The 18,457-nt window shown below is 44.8% G+C and carries 21 protein-coding genes; 1 reads left to right on the top strand and 20 read right to left on the bottom strand.

Annotated features, from left to right (window positions below; genetic code table 11):
• Positions 1-76 precede the first annotated feature (76 nt).
• The 7 genes from DCCM_RS18620 to DCCM_RS10770 form a co-directional block, all read right to left on the bottom strand.
• Positions 77-226 (bottom strand): hypothetical protein, encoded by a 150-nt coding sequence (locus DCCM_RS18620; protein ID WP_165792115.1) that lies wholly within the window; start codon positions 224-226, stop codon positions 77-79.
• Positions 227-567: 341 nt separating this feature from the next.
• On the bottom strand, positions 568-1,638 hold the full coding sequence (locus tag DCCM_RS10795) for an AAA family ATPase (RefSeq protein WP_104372414.1): 1,071 nt from the start codon (positions 1,636-1,638) through the stop codon (positions 568-570).
• 19 nt (positions 1,639-1,657) lie between these two features.
• On the bottom strand, positions 1,658-3,574 hold the full coding sequence (locus DCCM_RS10790; protein WP_207655583.1) for a TnsB C-terminal domain-containing protein: 1,917 nt from the start codon (positions 3,572-3,574) through the stop codon (positions 1,658-1,660).
• Between the two features lie 411 nt (positions 3,575-3,985).
• Positions 3,986-4,420: a DnaB-like helicase N-terminal domain-containing protein gene (locus tag DCCM_RS10785; RefSeq protein ID WP_104372412.1), complete on the bottom strand. Its 435-nt coding sequence runs from the start codon at positions 4,418-4,420 to the stop codon at positions 3,986-3,988.
• Positions 4,421-4,459: 39 nt separating this feature from the next.
• Positions 4,460-4,681 (bottom strand): hypothetical protein, encoded by a 222-nt coding sequence (locus DCCM_RS10780; protein ID WP_104372411.1) that lies wholly within the window; start codon positions 4,679-4,681, stop codon positions 4,460-4,462.
• A gap of 105 nt (positions 4,682-4,786) precedes the next feature.
• The gene (locus DCCM_RS10775; RefSeq protein ID WP_104372410.1) at positions 4,787-5,050 is read right to left on the bottom strand and encodes a hypothetical protein; all 264 of its coding nucleotides are present in this window, start codon (positions 5,048-5,050) and stop codon (positions 4,787-4,789) included.
• 16 nt (positions 5,051-5,066) lie between these two features.
• The gene (locus DCCM_RS10770; protein WP_104372409.1) at positions 5,067-5,273 is read right to left on the bottom strand and encodes a Rha family transcriptional regulator; all 207 of its coding nucleotides are present in this window, start codon (positions 5,271-5,273) and stop codon (positions 5,067-5,069) included.
• Positions 5,274-5,561: 288 nt separating this feature from the next.
• Here DCCM_RS10770 and DCCM_RS10765 point away from each other — a divergent pair, with 288 nt between their 5' ends.
• Positions 5,562-6,146 (top strand): helix-turn-helix domain-containing protein, encoded by a 585-nt coding sequence (locus DCCM_RS10765; RefSeq protein WP_104372408.1) that lies wholly within the window; start codon positions 5,562-5,564, stop codon positions 6,144-6,146.
• A gap of 1,047 nt (positions 6,147-7,193) precedes the next feature.
• Here the strand turns inward: DCCM_RS10765 and DCCM_RS10755 are convergent.
• The 13 genes from DCCM_RS10755 to DCCM_RS10700 all read right to left on the bottom strand — a co-directional run bounded on the left by DCCM_RS10755 (position 7,194) and on the right by DCCM_RS10700 (position 18,171).
• The gene (locus tag DCCM_RS10755; protein WP_104372406.1) at positions 7,194-10,430 is read right to left on the bottom strand and encodes a hypothetical protein; all 3,237 of its coding nucleotides are present in this window, start codon (positions 10,428-10,430) and stop codon (positions 7,194-7,196) included.
• Between the two features lie 34 nt (positions 10,431-10,464).
• A complete protein-coding gene (locus DCCM_RS10750; RefSeq protein WP_165792113.1) occupies positions 10,465-11,451 on the bottom strand; it encodes a copper amine oxidase N-terminal domain-containing protein in 987 nt (328 codons plus the stop codon).
• 128 nt (positions 11,452-11,579) lie between these two features.
• Positions 11,580-11,951 carry a copper amine oxidase N-terminal domain-containing protein gene (locus DCCM_RS10745; RefSeq protein WP_104372404.1) on the bottom strand — a complete coding sequence of 124 codons (372 nt, stop codon included), beginning with the start codon at positions 11,949-11,951 and terminating at the stop codon, positions 11,580-11,582.
• A gap of 176 nt (positions 11,952-12,127) precedes the next feature.
• The gene (locus tag DCCM_RS10740; protein WP_104372403.1) at positions 12,128-12,580 is read right to left on the bottom strand and encodes a hypothetical protein; all 453 of its coding nucleotides are present in this window, start codon (positions 12,578-12,580) and stop codon (positions 12,128-12,130) included.
• Positions 12,581-12,715: 135 nt separating this feature from the next.
• Positions 12,716-13,819: a Fic family protein gene (locus DCCM_RS10735; RefSeq protein ID WP_231702745.1), complete on the bottom strand. Its 1,104-nt coding sequence runs from the start codon at positions 13,817-13,819 to the stop codon at positions 12,716-12,718.
• A 136-nt stretch (positions 13,820-13,955) separates the two neighbouring features.
• Positions 13,956-14,315 carry a hypothetical protein gene (locus tag DCCM_RS10730; RefSeq protein ID WP_104372402.1) on the bottom strand — a complete coding sequence of 120 codons (360 nt, stop codon included), beginning with the start codon at positions 14,313-14,315 and terminating at the stop codon, positions 13,956-13,958.
• Positions 14,308-14,718 (bottom strand): hypothetical protein, encoded by a 411-nt coding sequence (locus tag DCCM_RS10725; RefSeq protein WP_104372401.1) that lies wholly within the window; start codon positions 14,716-14,718, stop codon positions 14,308-14,310. The genes DCCM_RS10730 and DCCM_RS10725 overlap by 8 nt, the downstream gene beginning before the upstream one ends.
• A 13-nt stretch (positions 14,719-14,731) precedes the next feature.
• On the bottom strand, positions 14,732-15,538 hold the full coding sequence (locus DCCM_RS10720; protein WP_104372400.1) for a Tad domain-containing protein: 807 nt from the start codon (positions 15,536-15,538) through the stop codon (positions 14,732-14,734).
• A complete protein-coding gene (locus DCCM_RS10715; RefSeq protein ID WP_104372399.1) occupies positions 15,532-15,951 on the bottom strand; it encodes a TadE/TadG family type IV pilus assembly protein in 420 nt (139 codons plus the stop codon). The genes DCCM_RS10720 and DCCM_RS10715 overlap by 7 nt, the downstream gene beginning before the upstream one ends.
• The gene (locus DCCM_RS18615; RefSeq protein ID WP_165792112.1) at positions 15,945-16,466 is read right to left on the bottom strand and encodes an A24 family peptidase; all 522 of its coding nucleotides are present in this window, start codon (positions 16,464-16,466) and stop codon (positions 15,945-15,947) included. The genes DCCM_RS10715 and DCCM_RS18615 overlap by 7 nt, the downstream gene beginning before the upstream one ends.
• A gap of 292 nt (positions 16,467-16,758) precedes the next feature.
• The gene (locus tag DCCM_RS18610; RefSeq protein ID WP_165792111.1) at positions 16,759-16,929 is read right to left on the bottom strand and encodes a hypothetical protein; all 171 of its coding nucleotides are present in this window, start codon (positions 16,927-16,929) and stop codon (positions 16,759-16,761) included.
• 22 nt (positions 16,930-16,951) lie between these two features.
• Positions 16,952-17,878 (bottom strand): type II secretion system F family protein, encoded by a 927-nt coding sequence (locus DCCM_RS10705; RefSeq protein ID WP_104372397.1) that lies wholly within the window; start codon positions 17,876-17,878, stop codon positions 16,952-16,954.
• Positions 17,875-18,171 carry a hypothetical protein gene (locus DCCM_RS10700; RefSeq protein ID WP_104372396.1) on the bottom strand — a complete coding sequence of 99 codons (297 nt, stop codon included), beginning with the start codon at positions 18,169-18,171 and terminating at the stop codon, positions 17,875-17,877. The genes DCCM_RS10705 and DCCM_RS10700 overlap by 4 nt, the downstream gene beginning before the upstream one ends.
• Positions 18,172-18,457 lie beyond the last annotated feature (286 nt).

The raw sequence follows: 18,457 nt of genomic DNA, 5'->3' as shown, positions 1-18,457 counted from the left end.
CGCATCCTTGCGGTCGTCAGGTGGGGGGAGGCCATCCACACCCCACGAACCCCGGCATGCTGCCGGGATTTTCGGCTTATTCACCGTGTTTTTCTATCACCACATTAAGCTGCGCCCAGGCTCCAATTACGTCATCGAATACTTCACTGCCCTCTGGAATATTTTCCATGACATCCTCAATGAGGGTCCGGGCTTCAATGAGCTTATTCCTTAACGATACATCCATTTATCCCATCCTTTCAGTTATATCGCTGCCTTGTCTCCCCACGCGCCCCGGAGAAACCTACCCTGCTTTCCGCCCCTTTTCTTTTGTGCACTATCAGTTATTGCTTCCGTAGAAATAACTGATTGCTTCTTGGGAACGTCGGCATCCGCATTAACGACTGGCATTTCCCGTTGTATCCGCTTATCATATTCCTCCTGGGTTAATACGCTGCATTGCTCATTAAACCAGACCTCATCCAGCCTGCAATAGCCTTCTCCGGTTTTCACGTTTACCCGAGCAATAGGGTTATTGAACCGGCCCCAAAAACACATGTAATTCAACCCCTTCCGAATAAATTACCTCTAAAAACTAAGGCCAAGTGTTTCCGGGGTAACCAGCAGTGAACATGCCAGCTGTATAATCTCAAGGGTGATTTGTTCGCCTTCCTCCGTCATATCAAGGGCATTCTGGAGTATCCTTGACAATCGTCTTAATCCCCCATGGGTTAGGGACGCTCCCCTGGTGAGAAGGTGCTTTTTAGCCGGTTCATCCATATTAAAATTGTCCAGTATTTTTGTTAACTCATCCTTGGATACGCCTTTCATCTTGTATCCTCTCTGGATCCTGGAGTAAATCTGAGCCAGGTTCTCGTCACCACCAGGGCCTTTAACAATAAACTTGGCTAATTTAGGCATTCCGCAAATAACCAATGCTATTTGCGCCTGGTCCCAAATGGCCCGGAGAGTTTCAAGTCTAACCACTGAAAACCTGTCCACCAGCATGTCAGCCTCATCGACTATTATCATCTGAGGGTTAGACTTAAGTTCAGCCACTATCTGCCCCAGCATTCTCTCCTTGCTCCCGGAGATTATTCCCAGGCCGATGGCTTCCCCGATTGCCAAAAGCAGGCCCTTTACCGTCATTGTGATATTGGCCCGAATGAGAACTACATCAGGCCGCCCTTTGGCGAACTCTTCCAGAACCGTGGTTTTTCCGGACCCGGCATGCCCGATAATTGCGCCGATTGTACGGTCTTTGTAGCATTTGGAGCATATCCCAACGGCAGAAAGAAAATCTTCGGTTTGCTGTATGCCAAATTCATGTGAATATTTCTTTGGCATGAGCTGAGATTGTGGCGGGGGAGGGGATTGTGATTTTTTCGACTGTCCAGCATTTACCTGAACGTCGGCCTCGGTAGTTTCCGGCTCAATCCTGCCTCTTAAAGCCTTGAGATTATCGATAAGATTCTGATTATATTTGCCATGGTTGATAAACTGGCTGAGAAGAGAACGGTTAATATTGGCCTCGGTAGCCATGGTGGCTACTGTGACGCCCTGGTTTTTAACATAGCCGGCTGCCCATTCCTGCAATTCTTGTATTTCCTTATCAACTATTCCAGGCATAGTGATTATCTCAGCTCCGTTCATACTCATTTGTAATACCTCCTCGAATTTATTGGGCCAGGGCTTTCCGGCCCTCTTCCAAAAGCATCTTCTTAGCCCGGCTCATTTGGGCCGGCTTATCAGGCCCCGGATTGTTTGCTGCCTGTTCTAACGCCTGGGCAGCTGCTGCGGCATCCTTTTCATGCCCGGTTAGCCGGTGAACGTTATTCTCACTATTAACATCCGGTCCAGTTATATATCGCTGGCCCTTTCTTTTACGATTTAGTACATCCTCCGGCAATATTTGGTCAAGATCATCCCCCAACCGCTGGGCATATTCATCAATACGGCGGCGTGTTTCTTTTTCAAACTTCGCTTTTGCCTTTTGCTCTGCGGCAAGCTGAACCCTATCCTCGCCGTGTCTGAGAGCTTGCTTATTTTCAGCTGTGCCCACGATTTTACCGCCGTACCATATCAGCACCCTGCCCATATTGTGAAAGTCATACCAAACATCAACGTATTTGCCAACCAACCAGTCAATTTCAGTTCCGAATGTCCAGAAATCACGGCCATAAAGGCGAATGTATCCAGGATGAACCTTAACATGGCTCCGCTTCATAAATAATACCTGAAGCACCTGCTGCTCAACTTTGCCGGGGCGGAAGTGTTCCACACTTGATACAACATTTTTAGGTGTATCCTTTAGCTCGCCATGAATCGCATTGTTATATTTTTTAACCCAGGTTGCGAATTTTTCGGCAAGCTCATCAATCGTCATTAGCTTGCCTGCCTGCAAAAGCTTGTTCTGATTAAAACCTGCTGGCCTGTTCTCTGGATTGTTTCCGCAATAACCGGGCTGATACCGGCTAAATTTATCCGTTACTTCACGGAATAGCCTTTCTATGAGCTTTGATTGCGGTGTTTTAGGTATGCAGTTTCTAATGTCTATATCAAGGTCTTTGCATACCGCTTCAATATAATCACTCAGATAGTCTTTTCCATTATCGGTATATATTGTCCCGGGTAAACCATATGATTCTATTGCATGTTTGAGAGCCAGCCCGATACTTTCACTGTTGGCCTTGGCCGTGATGCACCAGCCAACGATAGCCCTACTCCGTAAATCAACCCAGGCGCTCAATTCGGCCCTTATTGCCCGGCCTTCCCAGTTGACGAAAATATCCCATTTATGGCCGTCTCCAACTATTTCCTGCATCACCATGAGGTTGTCGTATGTACGTTTAGTTTTGGGTTTAACCTCTGCCTTCCAAGCTTCTTTGCCCTTATGGGCCATAACAACCTCAGATTTGGATATTTCGTCTATCACACGGTATATTGTTGCTTTGCTCGGCAGTTTCCAGCCTTTTATTTCCGCAGCTTTCTTCAATTGCTCATAGATATGGGAGCCTTTGGGCTTCATATTTCGTAAAAACATGGCTATAATGAAATCTCGCATTTCCTGGTTTACCGCTCTGCGTCCTTTGGCTTCCAAACCATCTGCCGGCTGGCGGTATTTCTCATGCACCAGGCCGATCAACCCCTCTGTTTGATATTCCTTGATCCACCTTCCTAAAGTCTCCCGGGTTATTTTGTGCTTTTTAGCAATCTCCTTAAGCTGCCTGGTCTTATTCCCTTTACAACCCTGGATTTCGATAGCTTCAAGCACGATTTTTTCCCGTTTAAGAGGCGTGGCAAGTATCTCCTTAGCTTTTTTGTTACCGTATTTAGCCGTCAAATCAGCTACGGTATTTATTTTTTCAGTGAGCTGAGCAGGGGAAGATTCACGTTGCTCGATAATCTCTTGGACCTCCGCCTGCTTTTGCATCCAGTACGCTTTCTGAGCTTCAATAGGAAGGGATGTTACCGGTATACGAAAAGACTTTCCGTCTTTAACCGTGGCGTTTGCCATAATCTTGCCGGAACTAATATGTCTGCGTACTGTCCTTTCAGAAGCTCCGGTCAATTCTGCGGCTTGAGAAACTGTCAATAACGCCTCTATACCTAACAACCCCCTTCCTATAAACTCCATCATTAATGAGCCCTAAATTGCCTTTAGATGAATTGTCTGATATAATTTATTTGCATTTTTTGCTTGGGCGAAAGCCCATTTTTTTTATCTCACGGCCCCGCCAGCTTTGAAATATTGCTTCCACCTCCGTGCTTTCCGCCGTATTTCCAACCAGCGGAAATACATATCAACTGCAATAACGATTATTCTCACATGTTCACCTCTTTCTCCGTTTGCTTAAATCAACAAGCTTTCTCTTTTTTTCCTTTTGCCCTCCGAAATGGCACTCTTCGCATGAATTAACTCTTTTGCAACAGCGCGACATGCATTCCCCATTTTCATCCATGTCTCTGAACACGCATTTACAATCAGGATATTTGCCCAGAAACCCTATAGGTAGGAGTGACATCTTTGCCCACCCGCCATCACGGATTCCATAACATTTTCGGCCATAGCACTTAATAACAGCCTCAATAATGCTTTTTCAAGCACTCGTTTAGCGTAGTGCTCAATATTCGATGATGTCGGAACTGCTTCTATCAAAACGGTCAAGTATTCTATTCCTCCGGCATCAATCAGCTTTTTAGCTCTGATTAGCTCCCCTACTACTGGGATTAGATCTACTCTTAGCCCCTTTTGATAAAGGTTTCTAATTGTTGTGTAAATCAATTGATGCTCGTTCTTTTGAAAATCTTCCGGCTGCAGTTTGTTAATTACTTTTTCTATAGCCATGTTATCAATGAGTAACGCGCAAAGCACGTTCTGTTCTGCATCAATATCGGTAGCTGAAACATCATCGAGAAAACGGTTGAATTTCTCTTTCAAAACGCCACCACCTTTCCTAACATTTCCTTAACAACCAGACTAAGCAGTTTCCCTATATGCGTATAGCACTTGTTTGATAGTCGATCCTGCCGGCACGAAATGTACTTCTCCATTTTCCAACTTCAGTATCACCACGCCGGCCAAGCCGCGCTCCACTTTATACCCTTCGCGTTCATGCTCTTTGGCCAGGGTATTCAGCGCCGAGGACATTCTCATGATATCCCCGACAACCCGGAAGACCTGCTCACGGATTTTCTTCACTCTCCAGCACCTTCTTTAAAAGGCATTTAAACCTTAATTAAACTGGCTTTAAACGGTTTTTGAACATAAATTTTTAATGTATTAATGCTTTTTCCAATAACCAAACTAAGCAATTTTATCGTTAGCATCGTTACTGCCGCCCTGACTCCATTCCTCCAATAGTCTCGACATTTCCTGATTAATAAGGTCCCCAATTTCCAATAGCGCCTGGCGCTTTGCCTTAATGAGCTTAATCTCATTATCCAGCGCCCTAACTTGGTCGAGTTTTTCCATCAAAACATCTTTCAGCGCATTAATCCTAAAGTCCCGTTGTTGGTTAAGAACAACCTCATCGCTGATTTCTTCCTTGGCCCGTTTAAGTTCAAGCATCTCCTAGCACCTCCTTTCAGGATGCTATTATCTCCTGTTCGATTCCCAGGAGTTTAGCAATTTTATCCCGATACCTCTTGCCCGGCCTTACTCCGTAGAGAATTTCTGACATTCTGTTTTCGGGGATGCTGTGTGCTTGACAAAAATCCTTTTGCGATATTTTCTTTTCCAATAGGGCCATTTTAACGGCAACTCCAAATCCGGTTAGCTGTTTTTCATTCATTGCGCACACCTCCCGAATTTAAAAAGTGTTATTCTCAGTTAGCCTTTTTCAATACTCCTTTCTGCCCATTCGACAAACCGAGAAAAATGTGAAAACTTTTGTCTTGTCCATTAAACAGGGGCAATGATATATTGGGGTTGTGGAATTTTTTCCCGTTAAAAATATTATATATCGTAAATACGATGTACGCAATAATAAATTATCGTAAATACGTTTATTGCTAGGCGTCATTGTTTATTTTTAGCAGCAACTCAGCCCATCGTAAATACGTTACACGGAGGTGTATTAATGGATGACATTATGACGAGATTAAAATATCTTAGAAAAGTTAATAACTTATCTCAACCAAAACTTGCCAAATCAATTGGTGTTTCACAAGGTAATGTTGGTGATTGGGAAAGTGGCAGGTCAAAGCCTAGTCTCCAGTCAATAGCAACAATATCAGAGAAATATAATGTATCAACAGATTGGTTAATTAAAGGAACCGGTATTGGGCCTGGAGAAGAATATATTATAAATGACAATAATAGCACCTTAATTATGGAGGAATCAAAAAGATATACACAACCTTCTAATGAGGCAGCCTTTATTGACCTCGACGAAGAAATATTATTTCTATTTAGTAAACTAGATAAAAAAGATAAGGAGGAGCTTTTAGCACTTACTAGAATCAAAGCTGAAACAGGGAGGTTCCGCCATAACGGACTTAATGACATAGAAAATGACATTATAGATATGTTTCGTGGACTGGATACGGAAGACCAAAGGCAGGTGATTAACTTTATTAAGTTCACGTATCAGAATAGAACAATTAAAAAGGGAGAATCGTTTGTATCAACTTCAGAAGAGGCCGCAGGTAGAGAATCAGCCTGATTTTTTTTGGCGGTATTTGTGGAATTAATTCCACAAATACAATAATTAGTCGAGGGGGGTTCGACACGGAAAACAATCTTTCTCCCGTTGCAAATGTAATTGATTTAAGCATAAACGATTCTATTCTTGTCCAATGGATATGTGCCCGAAAAACAAAAGAAAAAGAAGGTGTCTTTACATCAATTCAACCGAGCTCCAAAAAAGGAAACGCAACGGCTTTCATTCGTGTATTAGATATTAATCCCAGGAAAACTACAGTCTCATATAATGGAAAAATGACCTGGGTTCATGATGAAGAAATGGGATTTAGGCTTTTCGGTGATTTTCAAAATGATGTTTGGCATTTTTACTTAATCAGCACATTTCTTAATGAGAAATGTTTTCACCTTATTGAGGCCGCCTTGGATGATCTTCTTAAGCTGGGTAGAGGGGTCTTAGACAAAAATTACCTTCGCCGGTATTTATCAAAGCATAATAATATCGCCAGTATAATTAACAGATTATAATCACCCAAAAAGTAAACATGGGCCTTCAACAACACATATTAGATGTTATTAAAGGCCCATGTTTACTTTTTTCAATGCATAAATATGCACAGCATGTATAAATATACATTGAATTTTTATTTTTTTGGTCTTTTTTATGTCCGCAAAATTGCATTTGTTTGCATACTGACTATCGCAAAAAATCCATATATATCAATATATACAGCCTCTTTCCGCCATAAAAATTTGTGTCCGCAACTTTGTCCTAACTTATATTACCACTGATGCCATTAAAACCCATCTCAATAGTGTAATTTTTATTCACATTATAACCTTGTAACGCCCATGATAACTGACTTTTAACACTATTGTAACACTAATAACACCGTCCCGTTATTTATAACACCAAAAGTGTTATAATGGTAAATGATGGTTCCAAATTGATAAAAGCCACCCTCGCCGGCCAAAATTTTTTAGTTTTTTCTCATTCCAAAATGTCCAAAACTTTAACCCCTCAAGTCCTTATATTTTATAGGTTTTTTCCGTTTTTTTCCCTGTTTTCTCACCTAATATCTTTGGATATTTTATTTGAGAGTTTACACCGGGAGTCCAGTTTGGGCGCCGGGGCCACGGGTATTTCCCCCACATAGTCAGGAGTTACTTTTACGGCTATTTCATCAAAGGTTATTTTGATGTCCAGGGGGCCGGTTTGCCTGTAATAATAGTACTCCCCGTTGCCAATCCTATCCTCTTTCGTTCCCGGATAGTTTTTGCCTATCCAGTCCATAATTCCGCTCATGGTGCCTATGGTTTGGGCTTCACCCGCAGGAACGGTGCCTTTAAAGGTTTGCTCGCAGCTTCTGACCGTCTCCCGGGAACTGCCCAATTCATCCCGCAGCACCCTGGTTTCGCCGATAAACTCGCCTTTCTCAACGTCGCAAACCGAGTATGACGCCGTTACCGTTATCTTAACGTCCTCCGCCCAGCTGGTATTGTTGGTGAAAACAATGTCTCCGGCCTCATTCACCCAGCAGTCGCCGGGCGGCGGTATATCTCCCGTAACAAAGGCATAGCCCGGCTCCACTCCGGTCTCCTCCAGGGTTCCTATGTTTGGATTGTCGCCCGCCGGCACGAATTTATATCTGGGCACGAAGCACGGCTTCAAGAATATACCCGGCATGAAGTAGTTTTCAAGAGACACCCTTGATATTGTCAGCCGCCCTTGTTTGGTTTCCTTTAAATAATGGTCGTAATCGCTGTTGGTATACGGGGCCGGGCCGGAAACCCGGTATTTGCTTTTAAGCCCGGGGTCTTCATATTTGGGTATTAAGAAATACCCCTCTTCCTCGGAGTGGCATTCAAAGGGGTTCAGCCAGCCGCCCCCGGTGTCTTTTCCATTATGGTAGCCCTGGCCGTTGGCGTTGGCCACGTTAATCATCCAGGGTGGCCCCCCGGAAGCGTTAAAGCCGGTTACCCCGGTTAGGACGTTGATGTGCTGCCAACCGTCCCCCCCGGGCTCCAGGAAATTATCAACTTTTACATAGAGCTTTTGTTTGGCCTGAAATTCCGCCGTGGTGGTTAATTTGTTGCCCCAGTTGTCCACCATAATTTTACTTGCGGTGGAAAATTGGTTATTGTTTACCATTTCCACCAGTATGGTTTTGTCGTTTAATTTATAATTAACCCAGGTTTTCTTGCGCTTTTTATCCTCGTTCAGCTGTCCGTATATGCCGCCGTCCATTCTGCCGGACAGTGACTGCCACTTATTTGCCGCCTTGGGATATATCTGCCGGGTGTTCTTTTCACCGGCTGCCTCCTGCACCATGGTCACCCGCTGCAAATACCCTTTTCCGGTGAACCTGCCGTTGTTGTCGCACTGGGCGAACACTTCCTCCATTTCTCCATTAACCTCGGTTTGTATCCAGACACCCTGTATGGTGGCGCCGTTGATATCCTCCGTTTTGAGATACAATCCGTTGGTACTCCTTGAGGTTTGCATTTCACTTCTGCTTCGGTAACCGCTGTCCCTCGAGGGCGGCACAAGTATTGCCGTCACCCTGGCCCTCGGCAGGGGCGGCGGAGGCGGTATGTTTACCTCTGTCCAGGTTACTATTACCTCCCCCGTATATCCGGTGCCCGTGTCAAATCCTCCTATGGTATGGTTTATATCGCCCTGGTATTTCTGTGTTTCTTCGTCCTTGGCGGTTATTGTTATGGATGGGGTAACGTTGTCATCATAGGTTTCTTCTTCGCCTATTTCGGTATTAGAAAGCTTTTGCCATGTTCCATTCACGTCAGTAATGTTGATGGCGGCCACTATGTCCACCTCATCACTGTCAATGGCGTCGGAGCCTGTCCAGATCCATTCATAAGTTAGAGATTTGTTGGGTTCCGCGTAAGCATAATTCGAAGCTTTCATTTTACGTTCATTACCGTCCAGCACGTACCAGCGAATATCAACCGGGGCTGTTTTTTTAATGTTGCCTATTTTGTAGTTAGCCCTGACGGTGTATATTCCGGTATCCTCTATTTCGGTTACCGGGCTGCCGTCCTGCAATACCTGTACGCTTACCGCCTGCAGGTTTACGCTCTGATCATCATTTTCTTCATCTTCCTCAGGTTCCGGTGTTTGGCTCTCTAAGTTTAACTGTACCGTGGCAATATTATCATCATAAGTTGATTCCCTGGCGCCGCCGCCGTAAACGATACTTTCCACCAGGTTGCCCTCGGGAAGCCTGGACCATAAATATAAATTCTCATCTATCCACCGGCCGTTTTCATATTTTTTATTGATTGTATAGTAAACGGTTGCGCTCTTTTTGGGTGCTTCATTAACGGTAAATGCCCATGTATTGATTTGCCTGTCCGTGTCCTGTTCACCCAGATCAAGAGCCAGGCTGTTAAGGGCAGTCTCCTTGACCAGCCTGAGCGTCCCTCCTTCTTCCTGAATATATGCTCTGAGAGTAGTTTTGGAGTGAATGGGGATATATGGGGCTTTATCCCTGAAAAACATTGTGCTGCATTTAAGCTGATTGCCTGAAATTTGGGCCTGGGCATTGCCGACCTTCAGGTTCAGGTTGAATTTAAGTTTGAAATGGGCGTAACCCCCTAATTCTTCACCGTGTATAAGGTTTTTCATGCCTTCGCCATCTACGCGAATATCCCTATAGCCCACAAGCTGTCCGTCCACCCTGTCAAGGATGTAGTAGTAATAAGTGCCGTCGCTGACTATATCTGCAGGGTCATTTTGGGCCTCTGCTTTATACACAATTTTGGGATCATCCTTGGTAGCCGTTAGTTTTTGCGCCCTGCCTTTCCAGTACATTTTCAGCTCATCATTTTTTATTTTATTAAGATCTGCTTCACTCATATCAATGGGTATTTTATGACGGTTTAAGGAATACTCCACCCAGTCAGTCTCGCCAATGTCCAAATAGTTTACTTTGCTGCCCCAGTCAGGACCGCTGGCCAGGTAAAAATCATCATGGCCCTCTATTTGGGGCCAGTTGACCAGTCCGAAATAATCCACGTACAAGGAAGAGTTTTTCGGTATGTCATCCGTGTGAACAGCCGTCCAGCCCGTATTCTTTTGATCTTTTACAACATAAGCCGGGCAGTACAATTCACCTATATACCTGTTTGCATTTACTCCATCGTTTGTGTAAAACTTTACGAATGCTTTGTGGCTGTACTCCCGTCCTTTATATGGTGAATCCTCTACACCTGCGGCATATGCCAGTCCACCTAAAAGCATAAGAAATAGAACCGAAAATACAGCCATCTTCCTTTTCTTATTCATTCTTCATTCCTCCTAAAAAAACGCCAACCCCGAATCAATCGGGGTTGGTATCGACAATAAACTCAGTATATTCACCGCCGCTATCTATGGCGTCAGTTATGTCGCACCCAGTTCCAAACAACATGTCCTCAAAATACAGTTCCACTCCATGTTGCACCATCCATGAGCCATTCGGTGCCCGGTAAGGTTTTTTATGATCGACCCAGTATTCATTGGAAAAAGATTCTGTCCATTGTTCTGCTTCAAATATTTTCTCATCGCCAATTGCCATTTTTGCTTTCCAGCGTCCACCGTATAGGATTAGGGTATTACTTTTTTCAGTCAAGTTATAATCCACTGGAAATCCGTATATCCTGAGCATTTCCTGAAAAGGTACTCTGAACGTATCATAAGGAACACTGAAAGCATCTTTAACCGTATATTTCCCCGCGATTGTTTCCACCGCAGCATCCTTGTGGTTCATGTATATTTTCATATAAGTGGTTATCGGGTGAATATTCTCTTTTGGCACTCTCCAGCCGCCCTCGAAATAAACCACCGGCCAGACGTGAACTGTTTTCAGCTTTTCAAACCAGTACACCTTGTACCCTTCAGCCTCGGCCACCCACCTGGCCGGAAGCATTGTCCTGCCCTTGTAAATCACCGGGGCTACGTCCATTTTGGTCGGGTTGCCGTTTACCAGCATGGTTTTACTATTTACCACCAGCTTTATTTCCTTTTTGCCCTTTAAACTCACCGTTTGTGATGCCTTATTCCACTCCACGGTCATTCCCAGGGCTTCGGCCAGGTATCTAACCGGTACATATGTCCTGTCGTTTGCGGTGTAGGGTGCCGCATCCATTGTGACCGTTTTTCCATCCGCCTGATAGGTGGTTTTACCCACGAAAAACACTGTATCATGTGTGTTATTTGTGCTTGCTTCGGCATGTGCCGGCGTTGGCGCAATATACCTCAGGTTAATTGTGAATAAAGCCAGGACTATAACCGCCAGAAAAGCAATTAAGGCATTTTGTTTTCGCATTTTCACACCACCTTTTATAATCATGACTGAATGATAAAGATCAAATTTCTTCAAAACGTCGTGATGTCCGATAGCATGAAGAACAAGGGGGTCACTATTTTGTTCAAATATTATTCTAATATCCTTATTTACATAAGCTTCCCAGAAAAGCGTTCCCTATCGTTCACCACCAAAACCGAAGACCCCACCACAAGCCGTATTCTCTTGTCCTTTGTCAGCCATACGGTCTGCGATTCTTCGTCCCACTGCACCTTTGCGCCCAGGGCCTGGGCAAGATAGCGAACCGGTATGTAGGTCCTGCCGTTTTTGGCGTACGGTGCGACATCAAGTTCTTTTTCCCGGCCGTCAACGGTGTATGTAGTTTTGCCCAAAGTGAATATTACATCGTGCTTATCGCTTTCTTCGGCATGCGCCGGTGTTGGCGCAATATACTTTAGGTTAATAGTAAATAAGGCTAGAATTATCACTGCCACAAACGCAATAATCGCTCGTCTTTGCATTCGCACACCATCCCTATGTAATTTTCCTATTTCTTACCATACATTATACTTAATTATTAGCTTTAAGTCAATTATTCAATCGTTAATATCGTTAAGTTTAATTTATATCATTTTCTATAAATCATAATAGGTTATTATCTTTATATGAGATTCGACATTATAAACATTAACGTTTATCAAGTTTTTTCAAAATAATCGTTCTTGCTGTGTTTGTCAAATTTTTTCATAATGATTGTTTCTGCTACGTTTGGCAAATCATAAAATTTGTTTGGGCGTTCATCATAATTGTTTTTAGACGGAAGGCAAACTCTCATCACATTAAATTCTTTTCCAATATATTCGAAAATTAATTTAATACGTATTTCTTTATCGCGATCTGCCAGTACTAAATCCAACCAGTAAGGGGTTTTTTTATAATTATATTCATACTCTTTAATGTCGTAAATTTCCTTCTCAAACACATATATTCCTGTTCCGTTCTCATTTAGCACGAGTCTAACTGGTGTAGCTAAAGGATTGTAAGTTTTCCAATAGCCTACTATCGGATCCTTTTTCTCCCCGCATGCAATTACAAACAGACTTAATGCAATAATTAACAACATACAAAGTGAACCAGTATTTTTCCTCATTACTTACCTCCTCGCTTATGAAATTGATTGTTTTTGTCTATCCCGTCACACTGGTGCATCAGGCGATTATGCCACCTGCCGCAGTCCTTGTCCAGCCTGAGCAAAGCGAAGGGAGGAGTGGGTTCACCACCACCTTTAGAAAATATCTTCAAACTTTAATTCACGGTATTTAACTCCCAGAACATATGAAGTTATTCTCTGTTTTCCACTGGCAGGTTCAAGCAGTTGTATTGTCAGCCATTCTTTTACCCATTCCTGCATAGTACGTTTCGTTACTCCAAACCAGTTAGCCATGGTTTCTAATGATAATGGCTTGCCTTCAAAACGCAAGGCTAGTTCTAATAATTTAATTTCTTTTCTGGATAGTTCCAGAAGTTTTCCCCCGGTTGCCTCATGCAATCTATCCGCTGATGATGCGATATTTTCAAACGCCTCCGTCATTGTCTTTAGAAAATAAGTTATCCAGGGGGTTGTGTCGGCATTGTTCCTGCCTTGGTAGTATTCCACCGGCAAGCCCATTTGCAGGTTGCCGTAATACGCTTGGATGTCTTTAAAATAATATTCCTCGATCGAAAAGTATCCGTTAAGGTCATAATCCCCAACCATAAGTATATATAGGGACAACGCCCTTGCCAGCCTGCCGTTTCCATCGGAAAAGGGGTGAATGGTTAGTAACTGATAGGCTGCAATGGCGGCCTTCACAGGGACGGGTATATCCACGGCTTTATCAATCCAGTGAACCAGTCCGGTCATTAATACCGGGACATCATCGTAAGCCGGAGGAATATAATCTATCTCACCTGTTACCGAATCTCTAATGCAAAACAAAATCCCCGGCGGTGTTTGGCCCCGGTATTCGCTTTGTTTTCCTCTACGGCCAGGTCCTCTCACCTCAATGATTCTGTGAAGTCGCTTGATAAAATCCTCCGATACTGTTATTTTCATGGCTTTTGAAACTCTTAAAAAAGCCATGGCACGCCAGTAATTCCGTACCTCCTGAGCATATCTGTCTTCTGTTGCTTCGGGGCGTTTCTTTATCAATCCCTCAACTTCCCGAAACGTAAGCGGGTTGCCTTCTATAGCCGTTGAATAATGCGTACTCTTAAGTCTTGCCCGCTGTTTTAAATCACTTGAAATATGTAGTGGCAGTTTTTTGTCCTTTAATTTACCCCGAACGAATTCTATCCGCCCCAGCAACCCTATAATTTCCTGGGTAAAACTAAACCTTGGTGTGTACATAATCATCACCTCAGGCTAATTTTACCATATTCCAGATCATTCTGCAATTTATTTCCGCTAATTATTTCTCTTATTATCCGCAAACCAATATTTTTGTTCTCAAAAAATAAGGCCGCCGGCCTCTATTTGCACCTCCTCACCCCTTCATATCATCCATTGGCTGCCTTTTCTCATTGATAAGCTCAATATGTCTCACATATTTAATGCCTGACTTAATATTACCCTTGTAAACTTCTCGATAATAATCGACATGAACATAAGAACCCTTCTTTATATTCATACCTTTGATTTTTCTTTTCATATTGTTGCTAACGTGAAATATTTCCATGCCATGATGGTTTTTAATTCTTATTTCTCCTGTTTGGTAACCTGCGTAACTGCCTTCCGAAGAAAATGCCAACGGTATAGGCTTGGGTTCCGGCAATTTGTTTCCGCAACCCTGAACAAAAAAGAGAAATATCATAAAAGCCACTGCATGAAATTTATATTTACTCATTTAGTCCACTCCAGTGAATCGCCAAAGCCCTACCGTTATTATCCATTACATCTATTTTCATCCCCGGCTTTAATGTATCCGCCAGGCTTACCGTGTTGTGACCGTCAATTATTTTGGAATCTTCCTGCAGGGTTGTTTCCGGGTCTACTTTTACAGTTATTTCTTTGCCTTTAATAGAATTATCACCCGCCTGGTCAACCTTAAGTGTTATCTCACCGGGCTTGACATCTGTAATCACACCGCTGCGAACCATTTTATCCATTTTCTCCTTTTGTTTGGCTATCATTCTCTGAGTCTTTTGCACCGGATATATTTCGTCAAAATAATACATGCCCCCGGCGCCGAGCAATACGCCTAAAACCAGTATGGCCGCCACAGCGAGTGCCAGTGTTGCCTTTTTCAAATTCGCACCTCCCTTAACTTGGATTCCAGTATGATGATGAGTCGCTTCTCAAACTTTCCTTAATGTCTTCCACATCAGCCGGCAGTTCAACGGTCATTTCCGCCCCGGCCCGGGTTTTTTCCGTATCGGGCCGTAGTATTGCTATGGACTCGGAGTCTACGTATATGGGCAACTGCTCATCATATACAAACCGTAAAAAGCCCGGATTTGCTTTTAACCGCAGCTCCGAGTAGTATCCCGGCCATTGCGTCTGATAGACCCCGGGGAAATTTTTTATTTGGCTTGTCACAAGCCCGGCATAACCATCTCCATTAAGGGTTTCCCCATAATACCCCCGGTCCGGCGATGCCACCCCCATATCCGGCCAGTTTGGTGTATTTGCCAGGGCCGCGTCTATGGCGCTTTCCCTTGCTTTTTGCGGATCAGTTATAACTGTTTGGGGATTTACAAAGGTTTGTTTAAGGTCAACATAATCTTTATAGCCCACAATAACCTGCACGGGATAAGTGTAAGCGCCGGTCTCGTAATGCCCCCCCTCCTGGCTTTCGTCGGCTGCCCAGTACTGATATGACTCTGTTACCATCTGTGTTTCGTAAATCGGAACACTGTACTGGTTTTCCTGAAATTCGGAATCATATTTCACCTCGGCCGTCATCGCCCCGGCCAGGGACGCCGAATCTGCTATTGTCTGCATCTGTCCCCGGATAATGTGGCTGCGGCCTATGTCCAGCACCAGGCCGGTAAAGGCCAGGAGAATTATAAATAAAACCGGGAAGGCCATTGCCATTCCGCGGTTATCTTTTATAAGCCTTTTTACCATGAGGGCACCGCCTCTTTTACAAACCTGGCGGTTGATGATACCTGCATATGATTGCCAATAATGGTGTTCACTCCGATTAGCCTGAACATAGCCGGCACCGCCACCGGCACCCGGTAGTTGACCGTGGCCGCGGCGTATTTCCCTTCATCGAAAAGAACTATATCGCTTCCGGGGTTAAAATACTCTCTGTCACTGTTCAGGGTTTGAGTTATTATATTTTCCGCCGTTGTGCGGGCCAGCTCCCGGTCGTGGCTTACCGCATAGGTCCGGGCGGCCTCCCTGGAGGCGGTTATCAAGGTGCTCTTGGAATACTCCGCAAGACCGTATGTCAGCATAAAATTCAGCAAAAACAGGGTAATGGGTATTATAAACACTACCATCACCATTATGTCGCCCCTTCTGTCCTTTAGCATGTCTTTCCCCCCTGGAATAGAAATAGCATCAAAATCCCCGGCAAGAAAAAGGCTCCAAGCGGTACAGTCTCTTTGATCAGCTCCGCCTGACCGGCGGGCCTTTTAAAACCGGCGACACGTATGAATCTTATAGTAAAAGTAGTAAAAATACTGTCCTTAATCCAGCCAAGAGCCTTTCCCCGGGTTAACTTAATAATAAATATGTAGGCTATCGCCAGCAGGCTGGTAAAGAACAGCGCCTCCACACCTCCTCTATAACCCAGGAGCGCACCCATGGCTGCGGTCAGCTTTACGTCCCCCCCGCCAATACCGTTAAGACAGTATAGCGGCAGGAGAATTATAAAGCATCCCAAAAAGCCCGTAACCGCGTCGTGAGGCTGTAGGACAAACCCGGTCGCGGCTAAAGCCAGCACCGCGGTATTGGGGATAATTCTGAAACGTATATCCGTATAAGCCGTCCATACCAAAAGAGGAAGGATTAAAGACCATGGCAGAGGCAGGATACCCGAATACATAATTAACGAGGTCCCCCACAGGATAGCAAGCCATAAAAGGAACTCATACTTAAAAGTTTGATAGGTTATGTAAAACATTTTTATATAAAACATTAAAAACATAGAGGTGTGTCCCCTTTCCTTAATTGCCTGTTTATCCCCGGCCTTTGTGGACGGGGTCTTACAGGCTGTCAGCGAGATAAAATAAAGGCACCTTCCCGGTGTTTTATATTTCAGGTGAAATAACAATTCCAGCCTGATTTGTTCCGGCCTCCGGCAGTTTGTGCCGGAGGCCGGAAGGAAGAAGCGACGCTTATTCATCACCTGTATTGTTTAAAATATCAGCCTGCCTTTCTGCCGAATCTTGAAAGGCAGGCCGCAGGATACTTGTCCAAACAAAATAAAATCCACCGAGCAGAAATGCCCAGATAACCGCCTTTTCCAACGGCCCTCCGGTTCGATCTAAAATTAACCTTTTAAGCATTGCCTTTATCCTCCTTGTAAATCTAATGGCTATACGGTGTGGCGGCATCCACCATGTGGTTTATTACACCAATGTTTTCTGCTGCCAAAGGCCCCACCATAAGAGTAATTGCCGCCACCATCATGGTTGCCGTGAGTATGCCCTCTATTGAGGGCCTCATCTTAACAATCTGGATTTCCGCCTCCCTTTCCCGGCTGTCCCGCAAATCACGGGATAAATCCGCAAGAGAGCTGGAGATAGGAAGGCCCTGCACCTCCGCCTGCTTCAGGGATACCGCCACTTCCCTGGCCTCAGGCACGCCGTAGTCGTCCGCAAGCCTGGTGAATACAATGTGTGTCAGTTTACCCATTGCCACTTCGCGGGTTAAGGATTTTAACAACTGCGCCAAAAGGCTGTTGCCCTCAGACGCCCATTCCAGCACCCGCATGGGCGTCAGCCCCGCCGATGTGCCCAGTTCCAGCCGCAGTATAAGGTTAATAGTTTCCGTGCCCAATCGATTCCGGCCGGCCCCGGCGCCCGCGTCCACCACCAGGTGAGGTAAAAATCCGGCAAGAGCAACCAGGCCGAAGGCAAATAACGGCTGCAAGACTCCGCTTAACGCCAATATGGTGCCGGCAACCATGGCTGCGGCAGCAAGCGTAATCCAGGCCCCGCAAAACTCTTCGGCGGATAGATTGAACGGGCGGCCGGACAGAAACAGCTTCCTGTCCAGAGCAGCCATATTGGTGTTGATACCGGCTTTTTGCAGGAGGCGCAGAAAATGGCTGCTGAGTAATCTTAAAACATCTCTCCTGGTGGCTATACGCTGTCTATTTACCTGCTCCATCCTCTCTTTTAACCTGGAACGGTTCAACCAAAAATAAATGCCGGACGCCAGAGCCCCGACACAGGTTAAAAGCAGCGCGGCAATGATTATGTCGTACCGTATTATCTCCTTTTCCCCCTTCAAATGGTTTGCAATAGAGTATTATAAATTACCGCCCCCCAGGCTATGCTCGCAACCAGCACCCCGGGATTTCGCCAGGCCGTGGCTATAAACATGAAAACGGCGGCAGCCTCGACAAGTGCGATAACCATTGTTCCGCCCCTGCGGCCAAGCCAGGATAAAATCAGCGCTCTTAGCACGAACCGCAGCACCAGGAGAACAATGCTTATGGTCACAGCCCCGGCCAGCGCGTTGTTAATAAAAAAGTCATACATCCCCAGTTTTCTGCCGGCATCCTCCGTTATGGAGAAGAACATTTGGTCAATTTTTATCTCCCAGCGTATAAAGCCGTAAACAGGTTGATAAACTACCGCCCGGGGCCGTTCGAAATTGCTCCTGCTGCAAGGCGCGGCAAGGCCTTAAGCTTTAAAGTGCACTCCCAGCACGTTGAGCGTTGAGGCTGCGGCCGCAGCCGCAACGCAGCAGATGGACTTTTTCAACGGCCTCCTAGGAGAGTGTTGAAAAACTCTTGATTTAGAGAGCCACTTTTCTTAGCGAAACAAGGTAATCATCTCTTAAACGTCGAATTATAAAGAAAACAGG

This window comes from Desulfocucumis palustris, assembly GCF_002933875.1.
In the GTDB taxonomy this organism is placed as follows: domain Bacteria; phylum Bacillota; class Desulfotomaculia; order Desulfotomaculales; family Desulfocucumaceae; genus Desulfocucumis; species Desulfocucumis palustris.
This window is presented reverse-complemented; position numbering and strand designations above follow the sequence as displayed.